This window comes from Mycobacterium sp. BK086, from assembly GCA_004362315.1.
In the GTDB taxonomy this organism is placed as follows: Bacteria; Actinomycetota; Actinomycetes; order Mycobacteriales; family Mycobacteriaceae; genus Mycobacterium.
In genome coordinates this window covers 995,559-1,016,015 of the sequence record SNWL01000003.1, presented here as the reverse complement: position 1 = coordinate 1,016,015, position 20,457 = coordinate 995,559, and the positions used below count along the sequence as shown (strand labels likewise).

Here is a 20,457-nt window from a genome sequence, read left to right as displayed (position 1 = left end):
GTGACCACACTCGCCAATACCGAACCGGTGGACACCGACGTGCTCGCGGTGCGGCCACAGCCGCTGGGGGCGTTTCCCCTTCCCCTGGGCTACATGCTGATTCCCGCTTCCGCGGACACCGAGGACGCCCGCGCTGCGCTGCTCGCCGGCAACATTCCGCAGTGGCCTGAGACGCTGCGGGCACACGAGCTGGCGCTGGCCGGCGACCGCGACGGTGCACTGGCGGCGCTGGATGGTGATGACCCGGTCAGCCGATACAACCGATTCGTCATGGATCCCGACGGCGACAACCCCGCCGAATTGCGGTCACTGTTGGGCGAATTCGGTGTACTGGTCGATGTCGTACTGTTCGCCGTCGGCCGCTCGGACGTCGCACCGGAGGTGGGTTCGGCCAGCGCCGAGCTCGCGGCCCTGGTGTTGTCGACTCAGGCCAGTAGCGCGTTCAACGACGGCGACGCGCCAGGTGCGACCGCGTTGCTTGATGAGGCGGCCGACGAAGCCGAGCGCGTGTCGAGGCCGCTGAGCGGGGTGCTGCTGGGTGCCGCGGCGTCGATCGCCGCCCACGGCGGCCACCCAGATGCCGTCCGGCGCTTCGAGACCGCACTGAAAGCCCTCGAGGGCGCTGACGGGCTGCGCATCTCCCGGGCTGAACTTCATCTGAACCTGGCCGGGCTGCTGCACGAACAGGCGCCGGACCGGCCCGAGCTGTTGGCAGCGGTTGTGCCGCACTACCATTCGGCCCTACAGCTGATCCTGCGCGAAGAAGCTCCACTGCTGTGGGCGTCGGCGCACGCGAACCTGGCGACGGCGTACCTCACGATGCCGATGACGGAGGCCTCCGGTCAGCTGCGGTTGGGCATCGCCGCACAGTCGTTGCGCTCGGCGCTCAAGGTGTACACCCGCGAGGACTATCCCGACCAGTGGGCCAGTGTGCAGCTCAACCTCGCGAATTCCTTGGTGTACACCCCGTCAAAACACCAGGCAGACAACCTGGTCGAGGCCGTAGAACTCTACGAGGCGGTCCTGGACGCCCGTGACCGTGACAGTGATCCGATGGGCCGGGCCAGGGTGCTGGCCAATCAGGGCAATGTGTTGGCACACCTGGGATCCTTCGACCACGCCAAAGCCAAGCTGTATGAAGCCCGGTTCCTGTTCGAGGAACTCGGCGACGACGAAGCCGTGCGGACGGTGCGCGGCATACTCGATGAGATCGCCCGGCAAATCGCCCTGGGCAGGACGGACGGCAGTGATGTCGACGACCACTGAAAGACCGGTCACCGAAGCCACTTTCGAAGACCTTGCCAAGCGCGTCGACGACGCCGTCACCGCGCTGGACGGGTTGGACCCCTCAGCGCGTGAGGTGGCCGAGGAACTGAAGGCGGCAATCGAGCAGATCCACCGGGCCGGATTGGTGACGATGGTGCGCCGGATGCGGTCCGACGACTCCGCCCGGGACGTGTTGTTCGAGTTGGTGGACGATCCGACTGTCCACCTGCTGCTCTCCTTGCACGGGATCGTGCGACCGGATCCCGTTACCCACGCGAACCAGGTGCTGGCTTCGGTACGTCCGCAATTGAACAGCCACGGTGGGGATGTGACGCTGGTGCGGGTCGAGGATGCCACGGCGTTCGTACGTCTCGAGGGGGCGTGCAACGGTTGCTCGATGTCGTCGGTGACGCTACGGAACCTCGTCGAAGAGGCACTGGTGCAAGAAGTCCCGGCGATCTCGGCTGTGGAGGTACTGCCGAACGAGCCCACGCCGACCCTGATTCCGATCGAGGCGTTGCGGATCGGCCTCGACCCCGCCGCTGAAGGGTGGGTCGAGGTCGGCCCCGCCGCAGCCTTGGCTGTCGACGAGCTCTCGCCGCTGAGCCTGACATCGGCCACCGGCGAGCGGGCAGAGGTCATCGTGGTCAACGCCGGCCAGCGGCTGTCGGCCTACCGCAACGAATGTGCGCACGAAGCCCTTCCATTGGACAACGCCGTGTTGGACATCGGTAGCAACACGCTGACTTGTCCCTGGCACGGATTCTGCTACGACGCGACATCGGGGGAGTGCCTCAGTGCGCCCGGCGCTCAGCTGGAACAGCTGCCGCTACGTGTCGACGACGGCGTCGTCTGGGTCCGTGTCGGCGGATGAGCCGATACACCGTCCGGCACAACATCAGCGGCCTGGGTACCCGCGCTGACGTCATTCCGGACATCGACCTCACCGATGGCTGGGCACCCGAGCTGTGGCTGGGTGCGCCCGCACCGGGTGGGCTGGCGTTGCCGCCGGCGAAACCGTCTATGGCGTGGATGTATTCGCCGCGCGGAGTGTTCATCGACGACCGGCATGTGGTGGTGGCCGATTCCGGTAACCATCGGGTCCTGATCTGGCACGGTATACCCGATTGCGATGAGCAACCTGCCGACGTGGTGCTTGGGCAGCCCAATGGTGAATCGGAAGGCCGCGCGGCCGGCGGCCGGGGTCCGGAGCGCGGGATGAATCTGCCGACCGGAGTATTGGTGCACAACGGCAGGCTGGTCGTCGCCGATGCCTGGCATCACCGGATTCTGGTCTGGAACACCGTGCCGCAGAGCAGTGACGTGGCGCCCGATCTTGTGCTCGGCCAGCCGGACGCAGTTTCGGTGACGGAAAACCGCGGCGGTGAGTGCTCGGCCTCGACGCTGTACTGGCCGTTCGGTGTCGGGATCACCGGTTCGATGTTTTGGGTGGCGGATACCGGCAATCGCCGGGTTCTCGGCTGGCGCAGCGGAATTCCTGACCCCGATCAGCCTGCCGATATCGTGCTCGGGCAGCCCGATGCCGCCGCGCGGGAGGAGAATCGAGGCGGCGCCGTCGGGCCGGCCACGTTCCGTTGGCCCCACGACATCACCGGTCGCGAGGATCTGCTTCTGGTGGCCGATGCCGGGGATCACCGGCTGTTGGGGTGGTCGCCGCCACCGGGTGCCGACCAGGATGCCGATTCGGTTCTCGGCCAGCCGGACTTCACCAGTGCATTGGAATGGCCCTATGGGCCGCATACGTCGGATCGTTTTCGGTTCCCGTACGCGGCATGCCTGGACGGTGAGCGCCTGGCGGTGGCCGACACCGCCAACAACCGGGTTCTGTTGTGGGACGGAATACCGGCGGATGGGCGCGGTGCCGATCATGTACTGGCCCAGCCGGATTTCAGTTCCAACGGCGAGAACCGCTGGACGTCGGTGCAACGCGACACATTGTGCTGGCCGTACGGGTTATCGCTGCGCGATGACCTGCTGGCGGTCTCGGATTCCGGCAACAACCGGGTGATGATCTGGCGGCGAACGTGAGACCACGAATCATCCAGGAAGACGGGCAGATCGGGTTCTACTGGGCGGCAGCGAGCGGTAGGCCGATCTCGTTGCAGGCCCTCGTCGCCGACGACGACGAACCAGACCGGTTGGTCGCCACCCACCTTGAAGCACTGGATGACGCGTTGATCATCGCGGCGGGCCGGTTCGGCGACATCCTGGGTGGCGGCCGACTGCCCGCTGACGCTGACGAGCGAGACGGGTTGTTCGAGCTTCACCGCACGCTCGACCGTTTGTGTTTCGAATACGCGGCGGCGCTGGAGCAGTCGGGCTTCAGCGCGGACCTACGGGCCGGCAAGATCATCGGGACTGCGGCCTTGTTCTCGATCCGGGCGCGTCTGCCGCTGGATCTGCTCGGGCCGGCACCGTTCGACGGCGAACTCGACGACCCGTCGATCGGAGTGGTCGGTGGCTTCGGTGAATTCCATCAGGTAGACCCGGACAAGCCGTGGAAGGGTGGCCGCTGGCTGGTGCGTACCGAAGCGGGCCAACGGTTTCCGCTGACCCTGGCGATGCTGTTCTTCGACAGCTCGGGGGTGAACAAGGACGCCGCCCGCAAGGAACATCGCGATGCATTGCAGGCGTTGGTCGCCGCCTCCCGCTCAGCGGACGCCGATCCGTTGACGGTGACCTGCGCGGTGGATTGGCTGCTCTACGACTGGCTGATGGCGCACCGCGAGAGCCCGGACAGCGCCGAGATCGTCTTTCCGAAGGGTTACGAAAGTGATGCGGCGCTGGTGGTTTCGGCGGCCGCCGCGTCGGTGGCGGCACGGGCAACCTTTGATCCTGGGCTGCTGGGCTTGATCGCGTGACCACCGTCGTCGATCCGGCTGAATTCTTCAGCGCGGACGCAATCCAGAATCCGTATCCGCTCTACGGCCGGCTGCGGGCGGCGGGGCCGGTGCATCAGGTCGGTGATTCGGGGTTCTATCTGGCGTCCACGTGGGCGTCGATCACCGATGTCACTGCGCGGCCGCAGGATTTCTCGTCAAACCTCACCGCGACGATGACCTACACCGCCGACGGCGGCGTGGCACCATTCACGATGGACGGGGTCGGGGGCGCGACGCATATCCTGGTGACCGCTGACGATCCGGTGCACTCCCTGCATCGCAAGCTGGTGCTTGCACAATTCACGGCGAAGCGTGTTGCGGGGCTTGGCCCGTTGATCGCCAACGTCTTCGAGCGGCAGTGGTCGGCCGGCCTTGCCGACGGTGGTATCGAGTGGATGGACACGGTGGCCAACCGGTTGCCGATGACGATTGTCGCGCGCCTCATCGGTGTTCCTGACGCCGACACCGACAGGCTGGCGCACTGGGGATATGCCACCACCCAATTGCTCGACGGCTTGATGTCGGCCGACGAACTGGCCGCGTCGATGACCGCTATCACCGAGCTCAGCGATTACATCGCCGAACATCTGAGGACTGCCATCGCAGATCCCCAGGACGATCTGATCGGTGAGCTCGCGAGGGCGTGCATTGAGGATCGGCTGAACCACTTCACCGCGCAGCTCATCCTGGTGTCACTGTTCAGCGCGGGCGGCGAGTCCACGGCGTCGCTGCTCGGGACGGCGGTGTCACTACTTGCGACCGAACCGGATCTTCAAGCGCAGCTGCGCGCTCATCCGGAGTTGTTGGGCGCCTTCATCGAAGAAACACTGCGGTTGGAGCCGCCTTTTCGGGCGCACTATCGCCACGTGGTGCGTGATACCGAACTCTGCGGTGTCACATTGCCCGCCGGCTCCCGGGTGCTGCTGCTGTGGGGAGCTGCCAACCGAGATCCCGAGCACATCGAGTCGCCGGATGAGTTTCGGCTCAACCGGCCGAAAACCAAGGGGCACCTCTCCTTTGGCAGGGGTGTCCACTTCTGTCTCGGGGCACCGCTGGCACGGCTGGAAGCGATGACAGTGCTAGGGCTCATGCTCGAACGCACCGCTTGGTTCGACGCGGTCGACGTCGGGCCCTGGTTGCCGAGTGTTCTCGCACGGCGACACGCGTATTTGCATCTCGCCGTGCACTGAATCGCGAAAGTTACTGGCGGGTATCGAATTTCACCCCCCGCCTCCCCATGCTTCTCCCCCCTATTGGGGGATACCTGTGCCGCGATGAGCGGTAGACATACCGCTACCGCTACCGCTTGGCGCCGTCGGCGCGCTGCGCGCCGCTACTGAAGAAGGAGGGCAGGGGATTGGGCCTGTATCTGCCCATCTTGGTGTTGGGGGTTATTGCCGCGGCGTTCGCGATCGTGTCGGTGGTGATCGCGTTGGTGATCGGTCCGCGGCGGTTCAACCGCGCCAAGCTCGAGGCGTATGAGTGTGGGATCGAGCCGGTGGCCGGGGAGCCGACCGGTCAGCGGTTCCCGATCAAGTACTACCTGACCGCGATGTTGTTCATCGTGTTCGACATCGAGATCGTGTTCCTCTATCCGTGGGCGGTTTCTTTTGATGCGTTGGGGACGTTCGCGCTGGTGGAGATGCTGATTTTCATGGGGACGGTATTCGTGGCGTACGGGTATGTGTGGCGCCGGGGTGGGCTGGAATGGGATTAGAAGAGCAGCTGCCGGGCGGCATCTTGCTGTCGACGGTGGAGAAGGTGGCCGGGTTCGTCCGTAAGGGGTCGCTGTGGCCGGCGACGTTCGGGTTGGCGTGTTGTGCGATCGAGATGATGGCAACGGCTTCGCCGCGGTTTGATATCGCCCGGTTTGGGATGGAGCGGTTTTCGGCCACGCCGCGGCAGGCGGATCTGATGATCGTGGCCGGGCGGGTGAGCCAGAAGATGGCCCCAGTGTTGCGGCAGGTGTATGACCAGATGGCCGAGCCGAAGTGGGTGCTGGCGATGGGGGTGTGTGCCTCCAGTGGGGGGATGTTCAACAACTACGCGGTGGTTCAGGGTGTGGATCATGTGGTGCCGGTGGATATTTATCTGCCGGGTTGTCCGCCGCGTCCGGAGATGTTGTTGAACGCGATTCTGGCTCTGCACGCCAAGATCGCCGAGATGCCGTTGGGGGTGCATCGCGCTGAGGCCATCGCGGCGGCTGAACAAGCCGCACTGGCTGCCCCCACCACCCTGGAACTCAAGGGACTGCTGCGGTGAGCGGCGATGTCTCGGGATACGGTCGACTGGTTCGTCGTAAGCCCGGGTGGGACAGCACACCCCGCCCGTATGGCGGCTATTTCGACGACATCGTCGACGAACTCGCGCTCACCCTCGGCGACGAGTTCAGCTATGCGGTGGAACGTGTTGTCGTCCAGGCCGGGCAGCTCACGCTGCACGTGGCGCGTCGGATGCTTCTCGTGGTCGCACGCGCCTTGCGAGATGCGCCGGCGTTGCGGTTCGAATTGTGTTGTGGTGTATCGGGTGTGCATTATCCGGATGACAGTGGTCGTGAGTTGCATGCGTTTTATCCGTTGATGTCGATCACGCATAACCGGCGGGTGCAGGTCGAGGTGGCGTGCCCGGATGCCGATCCGCATGTGCCGTCGTTGCTTTCGGTGTATCCGACGGTTGACTGGCATGAGCGGGAGACCTACGACTTCTTCGGGATCGTGTTCGACGGTCATCCGGGTTTGACGCGTATCGAGATGCCGGATGACTGGGTGGGCCACCCGCAGCGCAAGGACTACCCGCTGGGCGGCGTCCCCGTTGAGTATCACGGCGCACGTGTCGCGCCCCCAGATGAGCGGAGGTCGTATCGCTGATGGTCGAAGCGACGTTCACGGTCAATGGAAGCGATTGGGATGCCATCACTTCCGCGGCGGTCGAAGACCGCGCAGAGCGCCTTGTGGTGAATATGGGTCCGCAGCATCCCTCGACCCATGGGGTGTTGCGGTTGATCTTGGAGATCGAGGGTGAGACGGTCACCGAGGCGCGGTGCGGTATCGGTTATTTGCATACCGGGATCGAGAAGAATCTGGAGTACCGCACCTGGACGCAGGGTGTGACGTTCGTGACGCGGATGGACTACCTCTCGCCGTTTTTCAATGAGACCGCGTATTGCCTTGGTGTGGAACGGCTTCTGGACATCACCGACGACATCCCGGTGCGCGCCAGTGTGGTGCGGGTGATGTTGATGGAACTCAACCGCATCTCCAGCCATCTGGTGGCACTGGCCACCGGCGGCATGGAGCTGGGCGCGATGACGCCAATGTTCTTCGGCTTCCGGGAACGCGAGTTGATTCTCAATGTGTTCGAGGCGATCACCGGGTTACGGATGAACAACGCCTACATCCGCCCCGGCGGGCTGGCGACCGACCTCCCCGACGACGGACCCCAACGCGTCGCGGACTTGCTCAAGATTCTGCCGGGCCGGTTACGCGAACTCGAAGACCTGTTGACCGAAAGCTACATCTGGAAGGCCCGCACCCAAGGGATCGGCTATCTGGATCTGACCGGCTGCATGGCTTTGGGCATCACCGGCCCGGTGCTGCGCTCCACCGGCCTGCCCCACGACCTGCGCAAGACCCAACCCTATTGCGGCTATGAGACCTACGACTTCGACGTTGTCACCGCCACCGGCGCGGACTGCTACGGCCGCTATCTGATCCGGGTCGGCGAAATGCACCAATCACTGAAGATCGTCGAACAATGCTTGGAGCGGCTGGAGCCCGGCCCGGTGATGATCAGCGACAAGAAGCTGGCCTGGCCCGCCGACCTCCAGTTAGGCCCCGACGGGTTGGGGAACAGCCCGGCCCATATCGCCAAGATCATGGGCACCTCGATGGAAGGCCTGATCCACCACTTCAAACTGGTCACCGAGGGCATCCGGGTGCCCGCCGGGCAGGTGTACACCGCGGTGGAATCCCCGCGCGGCGAGTTGGGCGTGCACATGGTCTCCGATGGTGGCACCCGCCCCTATCGGGTGCACTACCGCGACCCGTCGTTCACCAATCTGCAAGCGGTGGCCGCGATGTCGGAAGGCGGCATGGTCGCCGACGTCATCGCCGCCGTCGCCAGTATTGATCCGGTCATGGGAGGTGTCGACCGATGAATCCCATCGACCTCGTGCTCGGGCCGCGGCCCGAGGAACCCGGCCCCCCCATCAGCGGACCCACCAGCTATCCGGCGGACACCGAACAACGGCTGGCCGGCGATGCCGCCACCATCATCGCCCGCTACCCCCAAGCCCGCTCCGCCTTGCTGCCCTTGTTGCATCTGGTGCAATCCGAAGACGGGTATGTCACCACCGCCGGAATCGGTTTCTGCGCCCGTCAACTCGATCTGACCGAGGCGGAGGTCGCTGCGGTGGCCACCTTCTACTCCATGTACCGCCGCACCCCCACCGGGAAGTACCTGGTCGGGGTGTGCACCAACACCCTGTGCGCCATCATGGGCGGCGACGCCATCCTGGACACCCTGCAAACCGATCTCGGTGTCCACGCTGGGGACACCACCGCCGACGGTGCCATCACCCTCGAGCACATCGAATGCAACGCCGCCTGCGACTACGCCCCCGTCATCATGGTCAACTGGGAATTCTTCGACAACCAAACACCCTCCACCGCACGCGAACTCATCGAACACATCCGCGCCGGCCACACACCACACGCCACCCGCGGCTCACAAGTCTGCTCCTTCCGCGACACCGCACGAACCCTGGCGGGGCTCGCTCCCACCGCTGAGGAAGAGGTCTGAGATGACGTTTGACCGTGTGCTGACGCGTCATTGGAATGACCCGCAGTCCTGGACCCTGGCCAACTATCTGCGCCACGATGGCTACCAAGCCCTCGCCAAGGCACTGACGATGACACCCGTCGAGGTCATCGACGCCGTCAAGGAGTCCGGACTGCGCGGACGGGGCGGTGCGGGTTTCCCGACCGGGGCCAAGTGGTCGTTCATCCCGCAGGACGATGCCAAGCCGCATTATCTGGTGGTGAATGCCGACGAGTCGGAACCCGGTACGTGTAAAGACGTTCCACTGATGTACGCCACACCCCATTCGCTGGTCGAGGGTGCGATCATCGCGGCGTATGCGATCCGGGCCCGGCACGCCTTCATCTATGTCCGTGGTGAGGTGGTGCCGGTATTGCGCCGTCTGCAGGTCGCGGTGGCCGAGGCCTACGAGGCGGGTTATCTCGGCACAAACATCCAGGGCTCGGGCTTCGATCTGGAGTTGATCGTGCACGCCGGGGCCGGGGCCTACATCTGCGGTGAGGAGACCGCCCTGCTTGACTCGCTGGAAGGCCGGCGCGGCCAGCCCCGGCTGCGCCCACCATTTCCCGCGGAGGCCGGGCTGTATGCCTGCCCGACCGTCGTCAACAATGTCGAATCGATCGCCACGGTGCCGCCGATACTGCTCAACGGGGTCGGCTGGTTCACCTCGATGGGCACCGAGAGGTCACCGGGCTGCACCATCTACTCGTTGTCCGGGCATGTGACGAAACCCGGGCAGTACGAGGCACCGCTGGGGATCACGTTGCGTGAGTTATTGGATCGCGCGGGCGGGGTGCGGGCCGGGCACGAGCTGAAGTTCTGGACTCCCGGCGGATCGTCGACCCCGTTGCTGACTGCCGAACACCTGGACGTGCCACTGGATTACGAAGGCATGGCCTCGGTCGGGTCGATGCTGGGCACCAAGGCGCTGCAGATCTTCGACGAGACCACCTGTGTGGTACGGGCAGTGCGGCGCTGGACCGAGTTCTACGCCCATGAGTCGTGCGGCAAGTGCACACCCTGCCGCGAAGGAACGTACTGGCTCAGCCAGATCTATGCCGACCTCGAGAGCGGCTGGTCAACGTACGCGGATCTGCACAATCTTCTCGACATCGCCGACACGCTCAACGGAAAGTCGTTCTGCGCGTTGGGGGATGGTGCGGCCTCACCGGTGATCTCGTCGATCAAGCACTTTCGCGGCGAGTACGAAGATCATCTCAGTAGTGGCTGCCCGTTCGATCCACGAGCCGCCATGCTCTCGTCAGCAGGGGTGGGAGCGTGATGACGCAGACCTCGGATACCGATACGCACGACGCCCCCCCCGTGGAGATGGTCACCGTCAGCATCGACGGTGTCGAGGTCGCGGTTCCCAAGGGCACGTTGGTGATTCGGGCTGCGGAGTTGATGGGTGTGCTGATCCCGCGGTTCTGCGATCATCCGCTGCTGGAGCCGGTGGGCGCGTGCCGGCAATGCCTGGTGGAGGTGGAGGGCCAGCGCAAGCCGATGGCCAGCTGCACCACCACGGTGTCTGAGGGCATGGTGGTGCGCACCCAGTACACCTCGGAGGCCGCCGACAAGGCTCAGCACGGGGTGATGGAACTGCTGTTGATCAACCATCCGCTGGACTGCCCGGTGTGCGACAAGGGCGGGGAGTGCCCGCTGCAGAACCAGGCGATGAGCAGTGGACGTGCGGAGAGCCGTTTCGACAAGGCGAAGCGGACGTATCCCAAGCCGATCAACCTGTCCACCGAGGTGTTGCTGGACCGGGAACGCTGCGTGTTGTGTGCCCGCTGCACACGGTTTTCCGAGCAGATCGCCGGTGATCCGTTCATCTCGCTGCTGGAGCGCGGTGCGCTGCAGCAGGTGGGCATCGCTCCGGGTGAGCCGTTCGATTCCTACTTCAGCGGTAACACGGTGCAGATCTGCCCGGTGGGGGCGTTGACGGGCGCCGCCTACCGGTTCCGTGCGCGCCCCTTCGATCTGGTGTCCAGTCCCAGCGTGTGTGAGCATTGCGCCTCGGGTTGCACCCAGCGCACCGATCATCGCCGCGGCGTGGTGCTGCGCCGGCTCGCCGGTGACGACCCGGAAGTCAACGAGGAGTGGAACTGCGACAAGGGCCGGTGGGCCTTCACCTACACCCGGGTCGGCGACCGCATCACCACCCCGTTGATCCGCGAGGCGGGACAGCTCCGCCCGGCGGCGTGGTCGGAAGCCCTCGAGGCTGCTGCCCGCGGTCTCGCCGCGGCCGCCGACGGGGCGGCCGTGCTGGTGGGTGGCCGGGTGAGCGTCGAGGATGCGTATGCGTACGCCAAGTTCGCCCGGGTTGCATTGGGCACCAACGATATCGACTTCCGTTCCCGACCACACTCGGTGGAGGAGCAGGAATTCCTGGCCGCGGCGGTGGCCGGCCGCCGTGAGGTGAGCCACGCCGATCTGCAGAACGCCCCGGTGGTGGTGCTCGTCGGGTTCGAACCCGAGGACGAGTCGCCGATCGTGTTCCTGCGGCTGCGCAAGGCGGTGCGCAAACACGGCCTGAAGGTGGTGACGATCGCGCCGTTCGCCTCGTCGGGATCGGTGAAGCTGGCCGCCCGAGTGGTGGCCACCGAACCCGGCCAGGAGGCGGTCGCGCTTGACTGCCTGACCAGTGAACTATCACCGGACGCGATCATCCTTGCCGGCGAGCGGTTGGCCACCAGCCGTGGCGCGTTGTCGGCCGCGGCACGGTTGGCTCAGCGGACCGGTGCCCGGCTGGCCTGGATTCCCCGCCGCGCCGGCGACCGCGGCGCCGTCGATACCGGCTGCCTACCCAACCTGCTGCCGGGCGGGCGGCCGGTGCAGCATGGCCGCGCTCGTGAGCAGGTCGAACGGATCTGGGGAACAACGGGTTTGCCGGCAAGCGCCGGCCTGAATCTCGGTGAGATGGTCACGCTGGGGGTTGGTGCCCTGCTGATCGGCGGCGTGGATCCGGCCGACCTGCCCGATCCGGAGGGTGCACTCGCAGCGATCGAGTCTGCCGGATTTGTCGTGAGTCTGGAGGTCCGCCAGAGCTCGGTGACGGACCGCGCCGATGTCGTGTTCCCGGTCGCGCCGGTTGCCGAGAAGACGGGTTCGTTCGTGAACTGGGAGGGCCGCGTTCGGCCTTTCGAGACGGCCGTCTCTACCGGCGACGGTTCCGATCATCGGATTCTGCACAACCTCGCGGCCGCGATGGGAGTCGACCTCGGCACCCCCGACGCCACGACGGTTCGGGCGGAGATCGCTCGGCTCGGCAGCTGGGACGGGACGCGTTCGCCGTTGGCCGACTACTTGCCGACGCCACCTGCAGAGCTCGCCCCGGGTGAGGCGGTGTTGGCCGGCTGGCGAGTGTTGTTGGACGACGGCCGATTACAGGATGGGGAACCGTACCTGGCGGGTACGGCGCGACCGGTGGTGGTGCGGTTGTCGGCGGCGACGGCGGCCGGGATCGGCGCGGCCGACGGGGATGTGGTTGCGGTGTCGACCGGCCGGGGTGCGATCCGGGTGCCCTTGGTGGTCACCGAGATGCCCGACGGGGTGGTGTGGTTGCCGTTGAAGTCGCCGGGCAGTGCGGTGCACGAGGCGTTGGGCGTTACGACGGGTGCGGTCGTGTGCATTGAGCGGGAGGCGGGCGCATGAGCTATCCGGATATGACGGTGTTCGGCCAGGATCCGTGGTGGCTGATGGTTGCCAAGGCCGTGGCGGTGTTTGTGTTCTTGATGTTGACGGTGTTGGTGGCAATCCTGCTGGAGCGCAAGATCCTGGGCCGTATGCAGATGCGGTACGGCCCCAACCGGGTCGGCCCGTTCGGGATCCTGCAGTCGCTGGCCGACGGCATCAAACTCGCGCTGAAAGAGGGTTTGACGCCGGCCGGGGTGGACAAGCCGATTTATTTGATGGCGCCGGTGATTTCGGTGATCCCGGCGTTTCTGGCGTTCGCGGTGATCCCGCTGGGCCCGGTGGTCTCGGTGTTCGGGCATGCAACGCCGTTGCAGCTCACTGATCTTCCGGTCGCGGTGCTCTACATCCTGGCGGTCACCAGCATCGGGGTGTACGGAATCGTGCTGGCCGGCTGGTCCTCGGGCTCCACCTACCCGTTGCTGGGTGGACTGCGCTCGAGTGCGCAGGTGATCTCCTATGAGATCGCGATGGCGCTGTCGTTCGCGGCGGTGTTCCTCTACGCGGGCACCATGTCCACGTCGGGCATCGTGGCCGCCCAGGAACACACCTGGTACGTCTTTCTGCTGCTGCCCTCGTTCGCGGTGTATGTCACCTCGATGGTCGGGGAAACTAACCGGGCCCCGTTCGATCTGCCCGAGGCCGAAGGCGAACTGGTGGGCGGCTTCCACACCGAATACTCCTCGCTGAAGTTCGCGATGTTCATGCTCGCCGAGTACGTCAACATGACCACCGTTTCCGCCCTGGCCACCACCCTGTTCCTCGGCGGCTGGCACGCACCGTGGCCGATCAGCCTGATCGAGGGCGCCAACACCGGGTGGTGGCCGCTGATCTGGTTCGTGGCCAAGGTATGGACATTCCTGTTCGTGTTCATGTGGCTACGCGCCACCCTGCCAAGATTGCGCTACGACCAATTCATGGCACTGGGCTGGAAACTACTCATCCCGATCTCGCTGGTCTGGATCATGATCGTGGCCGTCCTGCACGCGGTCGGCCACATCGGCATCATCCCCAACCTCATCGCCGCGGCAGCACTGGTGGCCTTGGTCCTTGGCATTTGGCGCTTCGCCCGACGCGCGCGATCGCATGAAACACCCGTGACGACAACCGAGTTCGACCCGATGGCCGGCGGATTTCCCGTGCCGCCCCTTCCCGGCCAGCGGGTCCCCGCTGCCTGGCCGGCCCTGACATATGGAGTGCCGATGCGCAACGGAAAGCATGTACACGACCGAGTGGCCGTCGCGCCGTGGGGGAGTGGCGATGCCTGAGTTCTTTGATGCGGTCAAGGGTTTCGGCGTGACGTTCGGGACGATGTTCAAACGTCCGATCACCGAGGAGTATCCGGAGAAGCCCGGCCCGGTCGCGCCGCGGTATCACGGCCGCCATCAGCTCAACCGCTACCCCGACGGGCTGGAGAAGTGCATCGGCTGCGAGCTGTGCGCGTGGGCCTGTCCCGCCGATGCCATCTACGTCGAAGGCGCGGACAACACCGAGGGCGAACGCTTTTCGCCGGGCGAACGCTATGGGCGGGTCTACCAGATCAACTATCTGCGCTGCATCGGCTGCGGACTGTGCATCGAGGCCTGCCCCACCCGCGCACTGACCATGACCAACGTCTACGAAATGGCCGACGACAACCGCTCAGACCTCATCTACGGCAAGGACAAACTGCTGGCACCCCTGCAACCCGGCATGCAACCACCGCCACACGCCATGGCCCCGGGAACCACCGACGACGACTACTACCTCGGCAATGTGAAGGGGGCTGAGCGATGAGTGCTCTGGTGTTCTGGGTTCTCGCGCCGCTCACTCTGGTGGCCGCCATTGGAGTGGTCGCGAGTCGAAAAGCCGTGTATTCCGCCATGTTTCTCGGTGCGGCGATGATCAGCCTTGCCGTGCTGTACGTCGCGCAGGATGCACTGTTCCTCGGTGTGGTGCAGATCGTGGTCTATACCGGCGCGGTGATGATGCTGTTCCTGTTCGTGCTCATGCTGATCGGAGTCGACTCGGCCGACTCGCTGATCGAGACGCTGCGCGGGCAGCGGTTGGCCGCGGTGTTGACCGGATTGGGGTTCGGCATTCTGCTGATCGCGGCGATCGGCAGTGTGGCGACATCGGACGTCGTCGGGTTGGTCGAGGCCAACGCCGGCGGCAACGTGCAGGGCCTAGCGACGTTGATCTTCACCCGGAATCTGTGGGCGTTCGAGTTGACCAGTGCGCTGTTGATCACCGCGGCGCTGGGTGCGATGGTGCTGGCCCACCGGGAACGTTTCGAGCGGCGAAAGACTCAGCGCGAGTTGGTCGTCGAACGCTTCGAGACCGGGGCCCGCGCCACCCCGCTGCCCAACCCCGGGGTGTACGCGCTTCGCAATGCGGTCGACACCCCAGCTCGGTTGCCGGACGGAAGTGACTGCGCGCTGTCGGTGAGCAGGACGCTGACCCGTGACGGCACGGTCCTGACCCTGCTGGTTGCGCACGATCACGGAGACGATGACGCACTGAATCGGGAAGTGAGCCAATGAATCCTGACAATTATCTGTACTTGTCGGCGTTGTTGTTCACGATCGGTGCCGCGGGGGTGTTGTTGCGGCGCAACGCCATCGTGATGTTCATGTGCGTGGAGCTGATGTTGAACGCCTGCAACCTGGCGTTCGTGACGTTCTCGCGCATGCACGGCCATCTGGACGGTCAGGTGGTGGCCTTTTTCACGATGGTGGTGGCCGCCTGCGAGGTGGTCGTCGGCCTGGCGATCATCATGACCATCTTCCGCACCCGACGCTCCGCCAACGTCGACGACGCTCACCTGCTGCGGCACTGATGCAGACCTTGGTGTGGTTGACCATCGCCCTGCCGTTGGCCGGGGCGGTGATCCTGCTGCTGGGCGGCAAAGCCACCAACACGTGGGGACACCTACTCGGGTGCGCCACCGTGATCGGCGCCTTCGCCTGCGGCGCCGTGCTGTTCACCCACCTGCTGGGCCTGCCGGGCGAGGACCGGGTCGTGCACGAGGTGGGCTTCTCCTGGGTCCCCGTCGGCGTGCTGACAGTCGACTTCGGCCTGCAACTCGACGCCCTGTCCATGTGTTTCGTCCTGCTCATCACCGGCGTCGGATCCTTGATCCACGTGTATTCGATCGGCTACATGAAAACCGATCCCGGCCGCCGCCGGTTTTTCGCCTACCTCAACCTGTTCGTCGCCGCGATGCTGCTGCTCGTGTTGGCCGACAACTACCTCGGCCTCTACATGGGCTGGGAGGGGGTCGGTCTGGCCTCCTACCTGCTGATCGGATTCTGGTCGCACAAACCCAGCGCCGCGACCGCCGCCAAGAAAGCATTCATCGTCAACCGGGTCGGCGACATGGGCCTGGCCATCGCACTGATGGTGCTGTTCGCCACCCTCGGCTCGGTCACCTACAGCACCGTGTTCGCCGCAGTGCCGCAGATGACATCAGGAGTGCTGACCGCCATCGGGCTGCTCCTACTGCTCGGCGCCTGCGGCAAGAGCGCCCAAGTCCCCTTGCAGTCCTGGCTCGGCGACGCGATGGAAGGCCCCACCCCCGTCAGTGCTTTGATCCACGCCGCCACCATGGTCACCGCCGGTGTCTACCTCATCGTGCGGTCCGGTCCGATCTTCACCGCCGCCCCCGCCGCCCAGACCGCCGTCGTCACCGTGGGTGCGGTCACCCTGTTGTTCGGGGCGATCATCGGCTGCGCCAAGGACGACATCAAGAAGGCCCTCGCGGCGTCGACCATGTCCCAGATCGGCTACATGGTTTTGGCCGCCGGACTCGGGCCGGCCGGCTACGCGGTGGCGATCATGCACCTGCTGACGCACGGCTTCTTCAAGGCCGGCCTGTTCCTCGGTGCCGGTTCGGTCATGCACGCCATGGACGACGAAACCGACATGCGGCGCTACGGCGGCCTACGCACCCTGCTGCCCATCACGTTCGTCACCTTCGGCCTGGGCTACCTGGCGATCATCGGCGTCCCGCCGTTCGCCGGGTACTTCTCCAAAGACGCCATCATCGAAACCGCCCTCAACAGCGGCGGAGCCAAGGGCTTCCTTCTGGGTGGGGCAGCACTCCTCGGTGCGGGCATCACCGCCTTCTACATGACCCGTGTCATGCTGCTGACCTTCTTCGGGCAGAAACGCTGGACACCCGACACCCACCCCCACGAATCCCCCGCAAGCATGACCGCACCCATGATCGTGCTGGCCGTCGGCTCCGTCGGCGCCGGTGCGCTACTCGCCATCGGCAACACCCTCGAGCACTGGCTCGAACCCGTCGTCGGCAGCCACGAAACCCACCACCTCATCCCCGCCTGGATCACCACCCTCGCCGCACTCGGCGTCGTCGCCATCGGCATCGCCGTCGCAGTCCGGATGTATGTCGTCCGTACTGTCAACCCGGTTGCCTCCGAATGGGTTTCGCCCGCGACGATCGCCGCGCGCAACGACCTCTACGGCGACGCGATCAACGAGGCTGCGTTCATGCGGCCCGGCCAGGCGCTGACCGCGGGGCTCCTCGCTGCCGAACGGCGCGCGATCGACGGGGCAGTGGAGGGCATTGCCGCCGTGGTGGCGATGGCGTCACACTCTGTGCGCCGCTTCCAAACCGGATTCGCTCGTTCCTATGCGTTGTCGATCTTCCTGGGTGCCACGGTGGTGGTTGCGATGCTGGTGATGGTGAGGCTGTGATGGATCAGATTCCCTGGCTGACCCTGCTGTGGGTGGTTCCGCTCCTCGGCGCAGGACTGGTCGCGATCGTCCCGGCACAGGCCGGCCGGTCGGCGAAGTTCACCGGCCTCGGCATCGCGGTCGGCGTGCTTGTCATCACCGTCGTGATCGCGGTGCGCTTCGACCCGGGTGGTGAGCGGTTCCAATTCGTCGAAAACCATCCGTGGATACCGTCATTCGGCACCGGCTACATCCTCGGCCTCGACGGTATCGCGCTGGCACTCGTCGTGCTCACCGCCGTTCTGATGCCGCTCCTGATCGTTGCGGGGTGGAACGACGCCGAGGAGCGTTCCCGCTCGGTCAGCGCCTACATCGCGCTCACCCTGACCGTCGAAGCGATGGTGCTGCTGGCGCTGGTGGCCCTGGACATCTTGCTGTTCTTCGTCCTCTTCGAGGCGATGTTGATCCCGATGTACTTTCTGATCGGCGGCTTCGGCGGAGCCGGACGGTCCAAGGCCGCGCTGAAGTTTCTGGTGTACAGCCTCTGCGGTGGACTCGCGATGCTGGCCGCGGTCATCGGGCTGTACGTTCTCACCTCGCGCAGCGGAGCGTTCGGCGCGGGCACGTTCGACTTCCGCGTGATCGCCGACGCCGTCACCGCCGGTGCGTTCACTCTGAATCCTGCCGTCGGTCATGCCTTGTTCCTCGGGTTCCTGGTCGCGTTCGCGGTGAAAGCGCCGCTGTGGCCGTTTCACACGTGGCTTCCCGGGGCGGCCGCCGAGGCGACGCCGGCGTCGGCGGTGTTGATGATGGCGGTGATGGACAAGGTCGGCACGTTCGGGATGTTGCGCTACTGCCTGCCGTTGTTTCCCGACTCGGCAACCTATTTCCGGCCGGTGATCATCGCGCTGGCGGTGGTCGGGATCGTCTACGGCGCCGTCCTGGCCATCGGGCAGACCGACGTGATGCGGCTGATCGCCTACACCTCGATCAGTCACTTCGGCTTCATCATCCTGGGCATCTTCGTGATGACCAGCCAAGGCCAAGCCGGCTCGACGCTCTACATGGTCAACCACGGCATCTCCACGGCCGCACTGTTCCTCATTGCCGGGTTCCTGGTCAGCCGCCGCGGCAGCCGGGTCATCGCCGACTACGGCGGAATCCAAAAGGTTGCACCCGTCCTCGCCGGCACCTTCCTGGTCGCCGGTCTGGCCACGCTCGCCTTGCCGGGGCTGGCACCGTTCATCAGTGAATTCCTGGTCCTCATCGGCACATTCACCCGCCACCCTGCCTTCGCCGTCATCGCATCCGCCGCGCTCGTCCTGTCGGCGGTCTACGTGCTGTGGATGTATCAGCGGATGATGACCGGACCGGTCACCGACGGCAACGAGAAGGTCCGCGACCTCAGCACCCGCGAGATGCTCGTGGTGACACCCCTGATCGCCCTGCTGATCGGCCTCGGGATCTATCCCAAAGTCGCCCTCGACGTCATCAACCCGGCCGTCGGCCACACGTTGAGTGTCGTCCACGAATCCGACCCTTCACCCACCGTCGCGGAAGGGGTACACCCATGAACCCGCCCAGCATCGAATACGGCCAGCTCTCACCGATGTTGATCGTCCTCGGCGCGGCCGTCGCCGGGGTGCTGATCGAAGCCTTCGCGCCGCGCCGTCGCCGACACCATCTGCAGATCTGCCTGAGCATCACCGGGCTGACGGCGGGACTGATCGCTGTCATCTCGTTGGCAGGCACCGTCGGATCCGCCGTCTCGGGGGCCATCATCTCCGACGGACCCGCGACGTTCCTTCAGGGCGTCGTGCTCGTGATCGGTTTGGCGACAATGGCATTGGTCGCGCAACGTGAGCCCGGTGGTGGCTCATGGTCGTTCACGCCACAGGCGTCGACGGTGCCGGGCAGTGTTGCGGAGAAGACCGCGCTGCGGACCTCCAGCGTGCAGACGGAAGTGTTCCCACTGGCGATGTTCTCCGTCGCCGGGATGCTGATATTCGTCGCGGCGGGAGACCTTTTGACGATGTTCGTTGCGCTGGAGGTGTTCTCGCTACCGCTGTACCTCATGTGCGGCCTGGCCCGCCGCCGGCGACTGCTCTCCCAAGAAGCCGCGCTGAAATACTTTCTGCTCGGCGCATTCTCGTCAGCCTTCTTCCTCTACGGCATCGCCCTGCTCTACGGCTGCGCAGGCACCCTGAGTCTCACCGGAATCGCTCGGGCCATCGAGACCAACACCGACAACACACTCGGTCTCGTCGGTACCGCGCTGGTCGCCGTGGGCGTGCTGTTCAAAGTAGGCGCGGTGCCGTTTCACTCCTGGATCCCCGACGTCTACCAAGGCGCACCGACCCCGATCACCGCGTTCATGGCCGCGGCCACCAAGGTCGCCGCGTTCGGCGCCATGCTGCGCATCTTCGACGTCGCGCTGCCCGGTCTGGATCACGACTGGCGCCCTGTCCTGTCGCTCATAGCGATGGTGACGATGGTGGCCGGCGCGGTGCTGGCGGTCGGACAGACAGATCTGAAGCGACTGCTCGGATATTCGGCCGTCGCGCAAGCCGGCTTCATCCTCACCGGCGTGGTCGCCGCGGACGGTACCGCGCTCTCGGCAACTCTGTTCTACTTGGCGACGTATGCATTGACCACCCTGGGCGCCTTCGCCCTTATCGGCTTGGTGCGCAACCACACCGGTGGTGAGGAGACCGCGATCGTCAACTGGGCCGGGCTGGGGCGGCGGCACCCGGTGACCGCGATGGTGTTCTCACTGTTCTTGTTGGCCTTCGCCGGTATCCCGCTCACCAGTGGGTTCATCGGGAAGTTCGCGGTCTTCTCGGCAGCGGCACACGGCGGTCAGCTCATGCTCGTGCTGGTCGGTGTGATCGCCAGCGCCGTCACGGCTTTCGTCTACGCACGGGTGGTGGTGTTGATGTACGCCGACGGCACACCCCTGCAGCCGGCGCGGGTGCACACGCCGGATTGGCTGACGGGGGCCGCTATCGCTGCGGCCGCCGTGGTGACACTGGCATTCGGATTGATGCCCCAGCCGCTGTTGGACCTCGCCGACGCCGCCGGGGCCTTTCTGAACTGAACC

General features: G+C 65.4%; 19 protein-coding genes. All 19 read left to right on the top strand.

Features of this window, described 5'->3' with window-relative positions; translation table 11 throughout:
- The 19 genes from EV580_RS04910 (at window position 1) to nuoN (ending at window position 20,454) form a co-directional block, all read left to right on the top strand.
- Window positions 1–1,266 carry a hypothetical protein gene (locus tag EV580_RS04910; protein WP_133689974.1) on the top strand — a complete coding sequence of 422 codons (1,266 nt, stop codon included), beginning with the start codon at window positions 1–3 and terminating at the stop codon, window positions 1,264–1,266.
- The gene (locus EV580_RS04905; protein WP_133689973.1) at window positions 1,250–2,140 is read left to right on the top strand and encodes a NifU family protein; all 891 of its coding nucleotides are present in this window, start codon (window positions 1,250–1,252) and stop codon (window positions 2,138–2,140) included. Before EV580_RS04910 ends, EV580_RS04905 begins: the two co-directional genes overlap by 17 nt.
- Complete coding sequence (locus tag EV580_RS04900; protein ID WP_133689972.1) at window positions 2,137–3,315, top strand: NHL repeat-containing protein; 1,179 nt, start codon at window positions 2,137–2,139, stop codon at window positions 3,313–3,315. Before EV580_RS04905 ends, EV580_RS04900 begins: the two co-directional genes overlap by 4 nt.
- Window positions 3,312–4,148 (top strand): hypothetical protein, encoded by an 837-nt coding sequence (locus tag EV580_RS04895; protein WP_133689971.1) that lies wholly within the window; start codon window positions 3,312–3,314, stop codon window positions 4,146–4,148. Before EV580_RS04900 ends, EV580_RS04895 begins: the two co-directional genes overlap by 4 nt.
- Window positions 4,145–5,359 (top strand): cytochrome P450, encoded by a 1,215-nt coding sequence (locus EV580_RS04890; RefSeq protein ID WP_133689970.1) that lies wholly within the window; start codon window positions 4,145–4,147, stop codon window positions 5,357–5,359. Before EV580_RS04895 ends, EV580_RS04890 begins: the two co-directional genes overlap by 4 nt.
- A 167-nt stretch (window positions 5,360–5,526) precedes the next feature.
- Window positions 5,527–5,886: an NADH-quinone oxidoreductase subunit A gene (locus tag EV580_RS04885; RefSeq protein ID WP_133691046.1), complete on the top strand. Its 360-nt coding sequence runs from the start codon at window positions 5,527–5,529 to the stop codon at window positions 5,884–5,886.
- Window positions 5,877–6,431 carry a NuoB/complex I 20 kDa subunit family protein gene (locus EV580_RS04880; RefSeq protein ID WP_133689969.1) on the top strand — a complete coding sequence of 185 codons (555 nt, stop codon included), beginning with the start codon at window positions 5,877–5,879 and terminating at the stop codon, window positions 6,429–6,431. Before EV580_RS04885 ends, EV580_RS04880 begins: the two co-directional genes overlap by 10 nt.
- Window positions 6,428–7,036 (top strand): NADH-quinone oxidoreductase subunit C, encoded by a 609-nt coding sequence (locus tag EV580_RS04875; protein WP_133689968.1) that lies wholly within the window; start codon window positions 6,428–6,430, stop codon window positions 7,034–7,036. Before EV580_RS04880 ends, EV580_RS04875 begins: the two co-directional genes overlap by 4 nt.
- A complete protein-coding gene (gene nuoD, locus EV580_RS04870) occupies window positions 7,036–8,325 on the top strand; it encodes an NADH dehydrogenase (quinone) subunit D (RefSeq protein WP_133689967.1) in 1,290 nt (429 codons plus the stop codon). The genes EV580_RS04875 and nuoD overlap by 1 nt, the downstream gene beginning before the upstream one ends.
- Window positions 8,322–8,969, top strand: coding sequence for an NADH-quinone oxidoreductase subunit NuoE (nuoE, locus tag EV580_RS04865; protein WP_133689966.1), 648 nt, complete (start codon window positions 8,322–8,324; stop codon window positions 8,967–8,969). Before nuoD ends, nuoE begins: the two co-directional genes overlap by 4 nt.
- Before the next feature lies 1 nt (window position 8,970).
- On the top strand, window positions 8,971–10,269 hold the full coding sequence (gene nuoF / locus EV580_RS04860; protein WP_133689965.1) for an NADH-quinone oxidoreductase subunit NuoF: 1,299 nt from the start codon (window positions 8,971–8,973) through the stop codon (window positions 10,267–10,269).
- Window positions 10,269–12,641 carry an NADH-quinone oxidoreductase subunit G gene (locus EV580_RS04855; RefSeq protein ID WP_133689964.1) on the top strand — a complete coding sequence of 791 codons (2,373 nt, stop codon included), beginning with the start codon at window positions 10,269–10,271 and terminating at the stop codon, window positions 12,639–12,641. Before nuoF ends, EV580_RS04855 begins: the two co-directional genes overlap by 1 nt.
- An 11-nt stretch (window positions 12,642–12,652) precedes the next feature.
- Window positions 12,653–13,948, top strand: a complete 1,296-nt coding sequence (nuoH, locus tag EV580_RS04850) for an NADH-quinone oxidoreductase subunit NuoH (RefSeq protein WP_502703918.1) — start codon at window positions 12,653–12,655, stop codon at window positions 13,946–13,948.
- The gene (gene nuoI, locus EV580_RS04845; protein ID WP_502703910.1) at window positions 13,899–14,456 is read left to right on the top strand and encodes an NADH-quinone oxidoreductase subunit NuoI; all 558 of its coding nucleotides are present in this window, start codon (window positions 13,899–13,901) and stop codon (window positions 14,454–14,456) included. Before nuoH ends, nuoI begins: the two co-directional genes overlap by 50 nt.
- Window positions 14,453–15,202 carry an NADH-quinone oxidoreductase subunit J gene (locus tag EV580_RS04840; RefSeq protein ID WP_133689962.1) on the top strand — a complete coding sequence of 250 codons (750 nt, stop codon included), beginning with the start codon at window positions 14,453–14,455 and terminating at the stop codon, window positions 15,200–15,202. Before nuoI ends, EV580_RS04840 begins: the two co-directional genes overlap by 4 nt.
- Window positions 15,199–15,498, top strand: a complete 300-nt coding sequence (gene nuoK / locus EV580_RS04835) for an NADH-quinone oxidoreductase subunit NuoK (RefSeq protein ID WP_005140925.1) — start codon at window positions 15,199–15,201, stop codon at window positions 15,496–15,498. Before EV580_RS04840 ends, nuoK begins: the two co-directional genes overlap by 4 nt.
- The gene (gene nuoL, locus EV580_RS04830; RefSeq protein ID WP_133689961.1) at window positions 15,498–17,378 is read left to right on the top strand and encodes an NADH-quinone oxidoreductase subunit L; all 1,881 of its coding nucleotides are present in this window, start codon (window positions 15,498–15,500) and stop codon (window positions 17,376–17,378) included. The genes nuoK and nuoL overlap by 1 nt, the downstream gene beginning before the upstream one ends.
- The gene (locus tag EV580_RS04825; protein WP_208114563.1) at window positions 17,378–18,931 is read left to right on the top strand and encodes an NADH-quinone oxidoreductase subunit M; all 1,554 of its coding nucleotides are present in this window, start codon (window positions 17,378–17,380) and stop codon (window positions 18,929–18,931) included. Before nuoL ends, EV580_RS04825 begins: the two co-directional genes overlap by 1 nt.
- Entirely contained in the window at window positions 18,928–20,454 is a 1,527-nt protein-coding gene (gene nuoN, locus EV580_RS04820; protein ID WP_133689959.1) for an NADH-quinone oxidoreductase subunit NuoN, read from the top strand. The genes EV580_RS04825 and nuoN overlap by 4 nt, the downstream gene beginning before the upstream one ends.
- Window positions 20,455–20,457 lie beyond the last annotated feature (3 nt).

Excerpts from the sequence above, each read along its gene's own strand:
- nuoN (WP_133689959.1), top strand. The coding sequence starts at position 18,928 with ATGAACCCGCCCAGCATCGAATACGGCCAGCTCTCACCGATGTTGATC.
- EV580_RS04855 (WP_133689964.1), top strand. The coding sequence starts at position 10,269 with ATGACGCAGACCTCGGATACCGATACGCACGACGCCCCCCCCGTGGAG.
- nuoK (WP_005140925.1), top strand. The coding sequence starts at position 15,199 with ATGAATCCTGACAATTATCTGTACTTGTCGGCGTTGTTGTTCACGATC.
- nuoF (WP_133689965.1), top strand. The coding sequence starts at position 8,971 with ATGACGTTTGACCGTGTGCTGACGCGTCATTGGAATGACCCGCAGTCC.
- EV580_RS04880 (WP_133689969.1), top strand. The coding sequence starts at position 5,877 with ATGGGATTAGAAGAGCAGCTGCCGGGCGGCATCTTGCTGTCGACGGTG.
- nuoI (WP_502703910.1), top strand. The coding sequence starts at position 13,899 with ATGTACACGACCGAGTGGCCGTCGCGCCGTGGGGGAGTGGCGATGCCT.
- nuoE (WP_133689966.1), top strand. The coding sequence starts at position 8,322 with ATGAATCCCATCGACCTCGTGCTCGGGCCGCGGCCCGAGGAACCCGGC.
- EV580_RS04905 (WP_133689973.1), top strand. The coding sequence starts at position 1,250 with ATGTCGACGACCACTGAAAGACCGGTCACCGAAGCCACTTTCGAAGAC.
- nuoD (WP_133689967.1), top strand. The coding sequence starts at position 7,036 with ATGGTCGAAGCGACGTTCACGGTCAATGGAAGCGATTGGGATGCCATC.
- EV580_RS04840 (WP_133689962.1), top strand. The coding sequence starts at position 14,453 with ATGAGTGCTCTGGTGTTCTGGGTTCTCGCGCCGCTCACTCTGGTGGCC.
- nuoL (WP_133689961.1), top strand. The coding sequence starts at position 15,498 with ATGCAGACCTTGGTGTGGTTGACCATCGCCCTGCCGTTGGCCGGGGCG.
- EV580_RS04825 (WP_208114563.1), top strand. The coding sequence starts at position 17,378 with ATGGATCAGATTCCCTGGCTGACCCTGCTGTGGGTGGTTCCGCTCCTC.
- nuoH (WP_502703918.1), top strand. The coding sequence starts at position 12,653 with ATGACGGTGTTCGGCCAGGATCCGTGGTGGCTGATGGTTGCCAAGGCC.
- EV580_RS04900 (WP_133689972.1), top strand. The coding sequence starts at position 2,137 with ATGAGCCGATACACCGTCCGGCACAACATCAGCGGCCTGGGTACCCGC.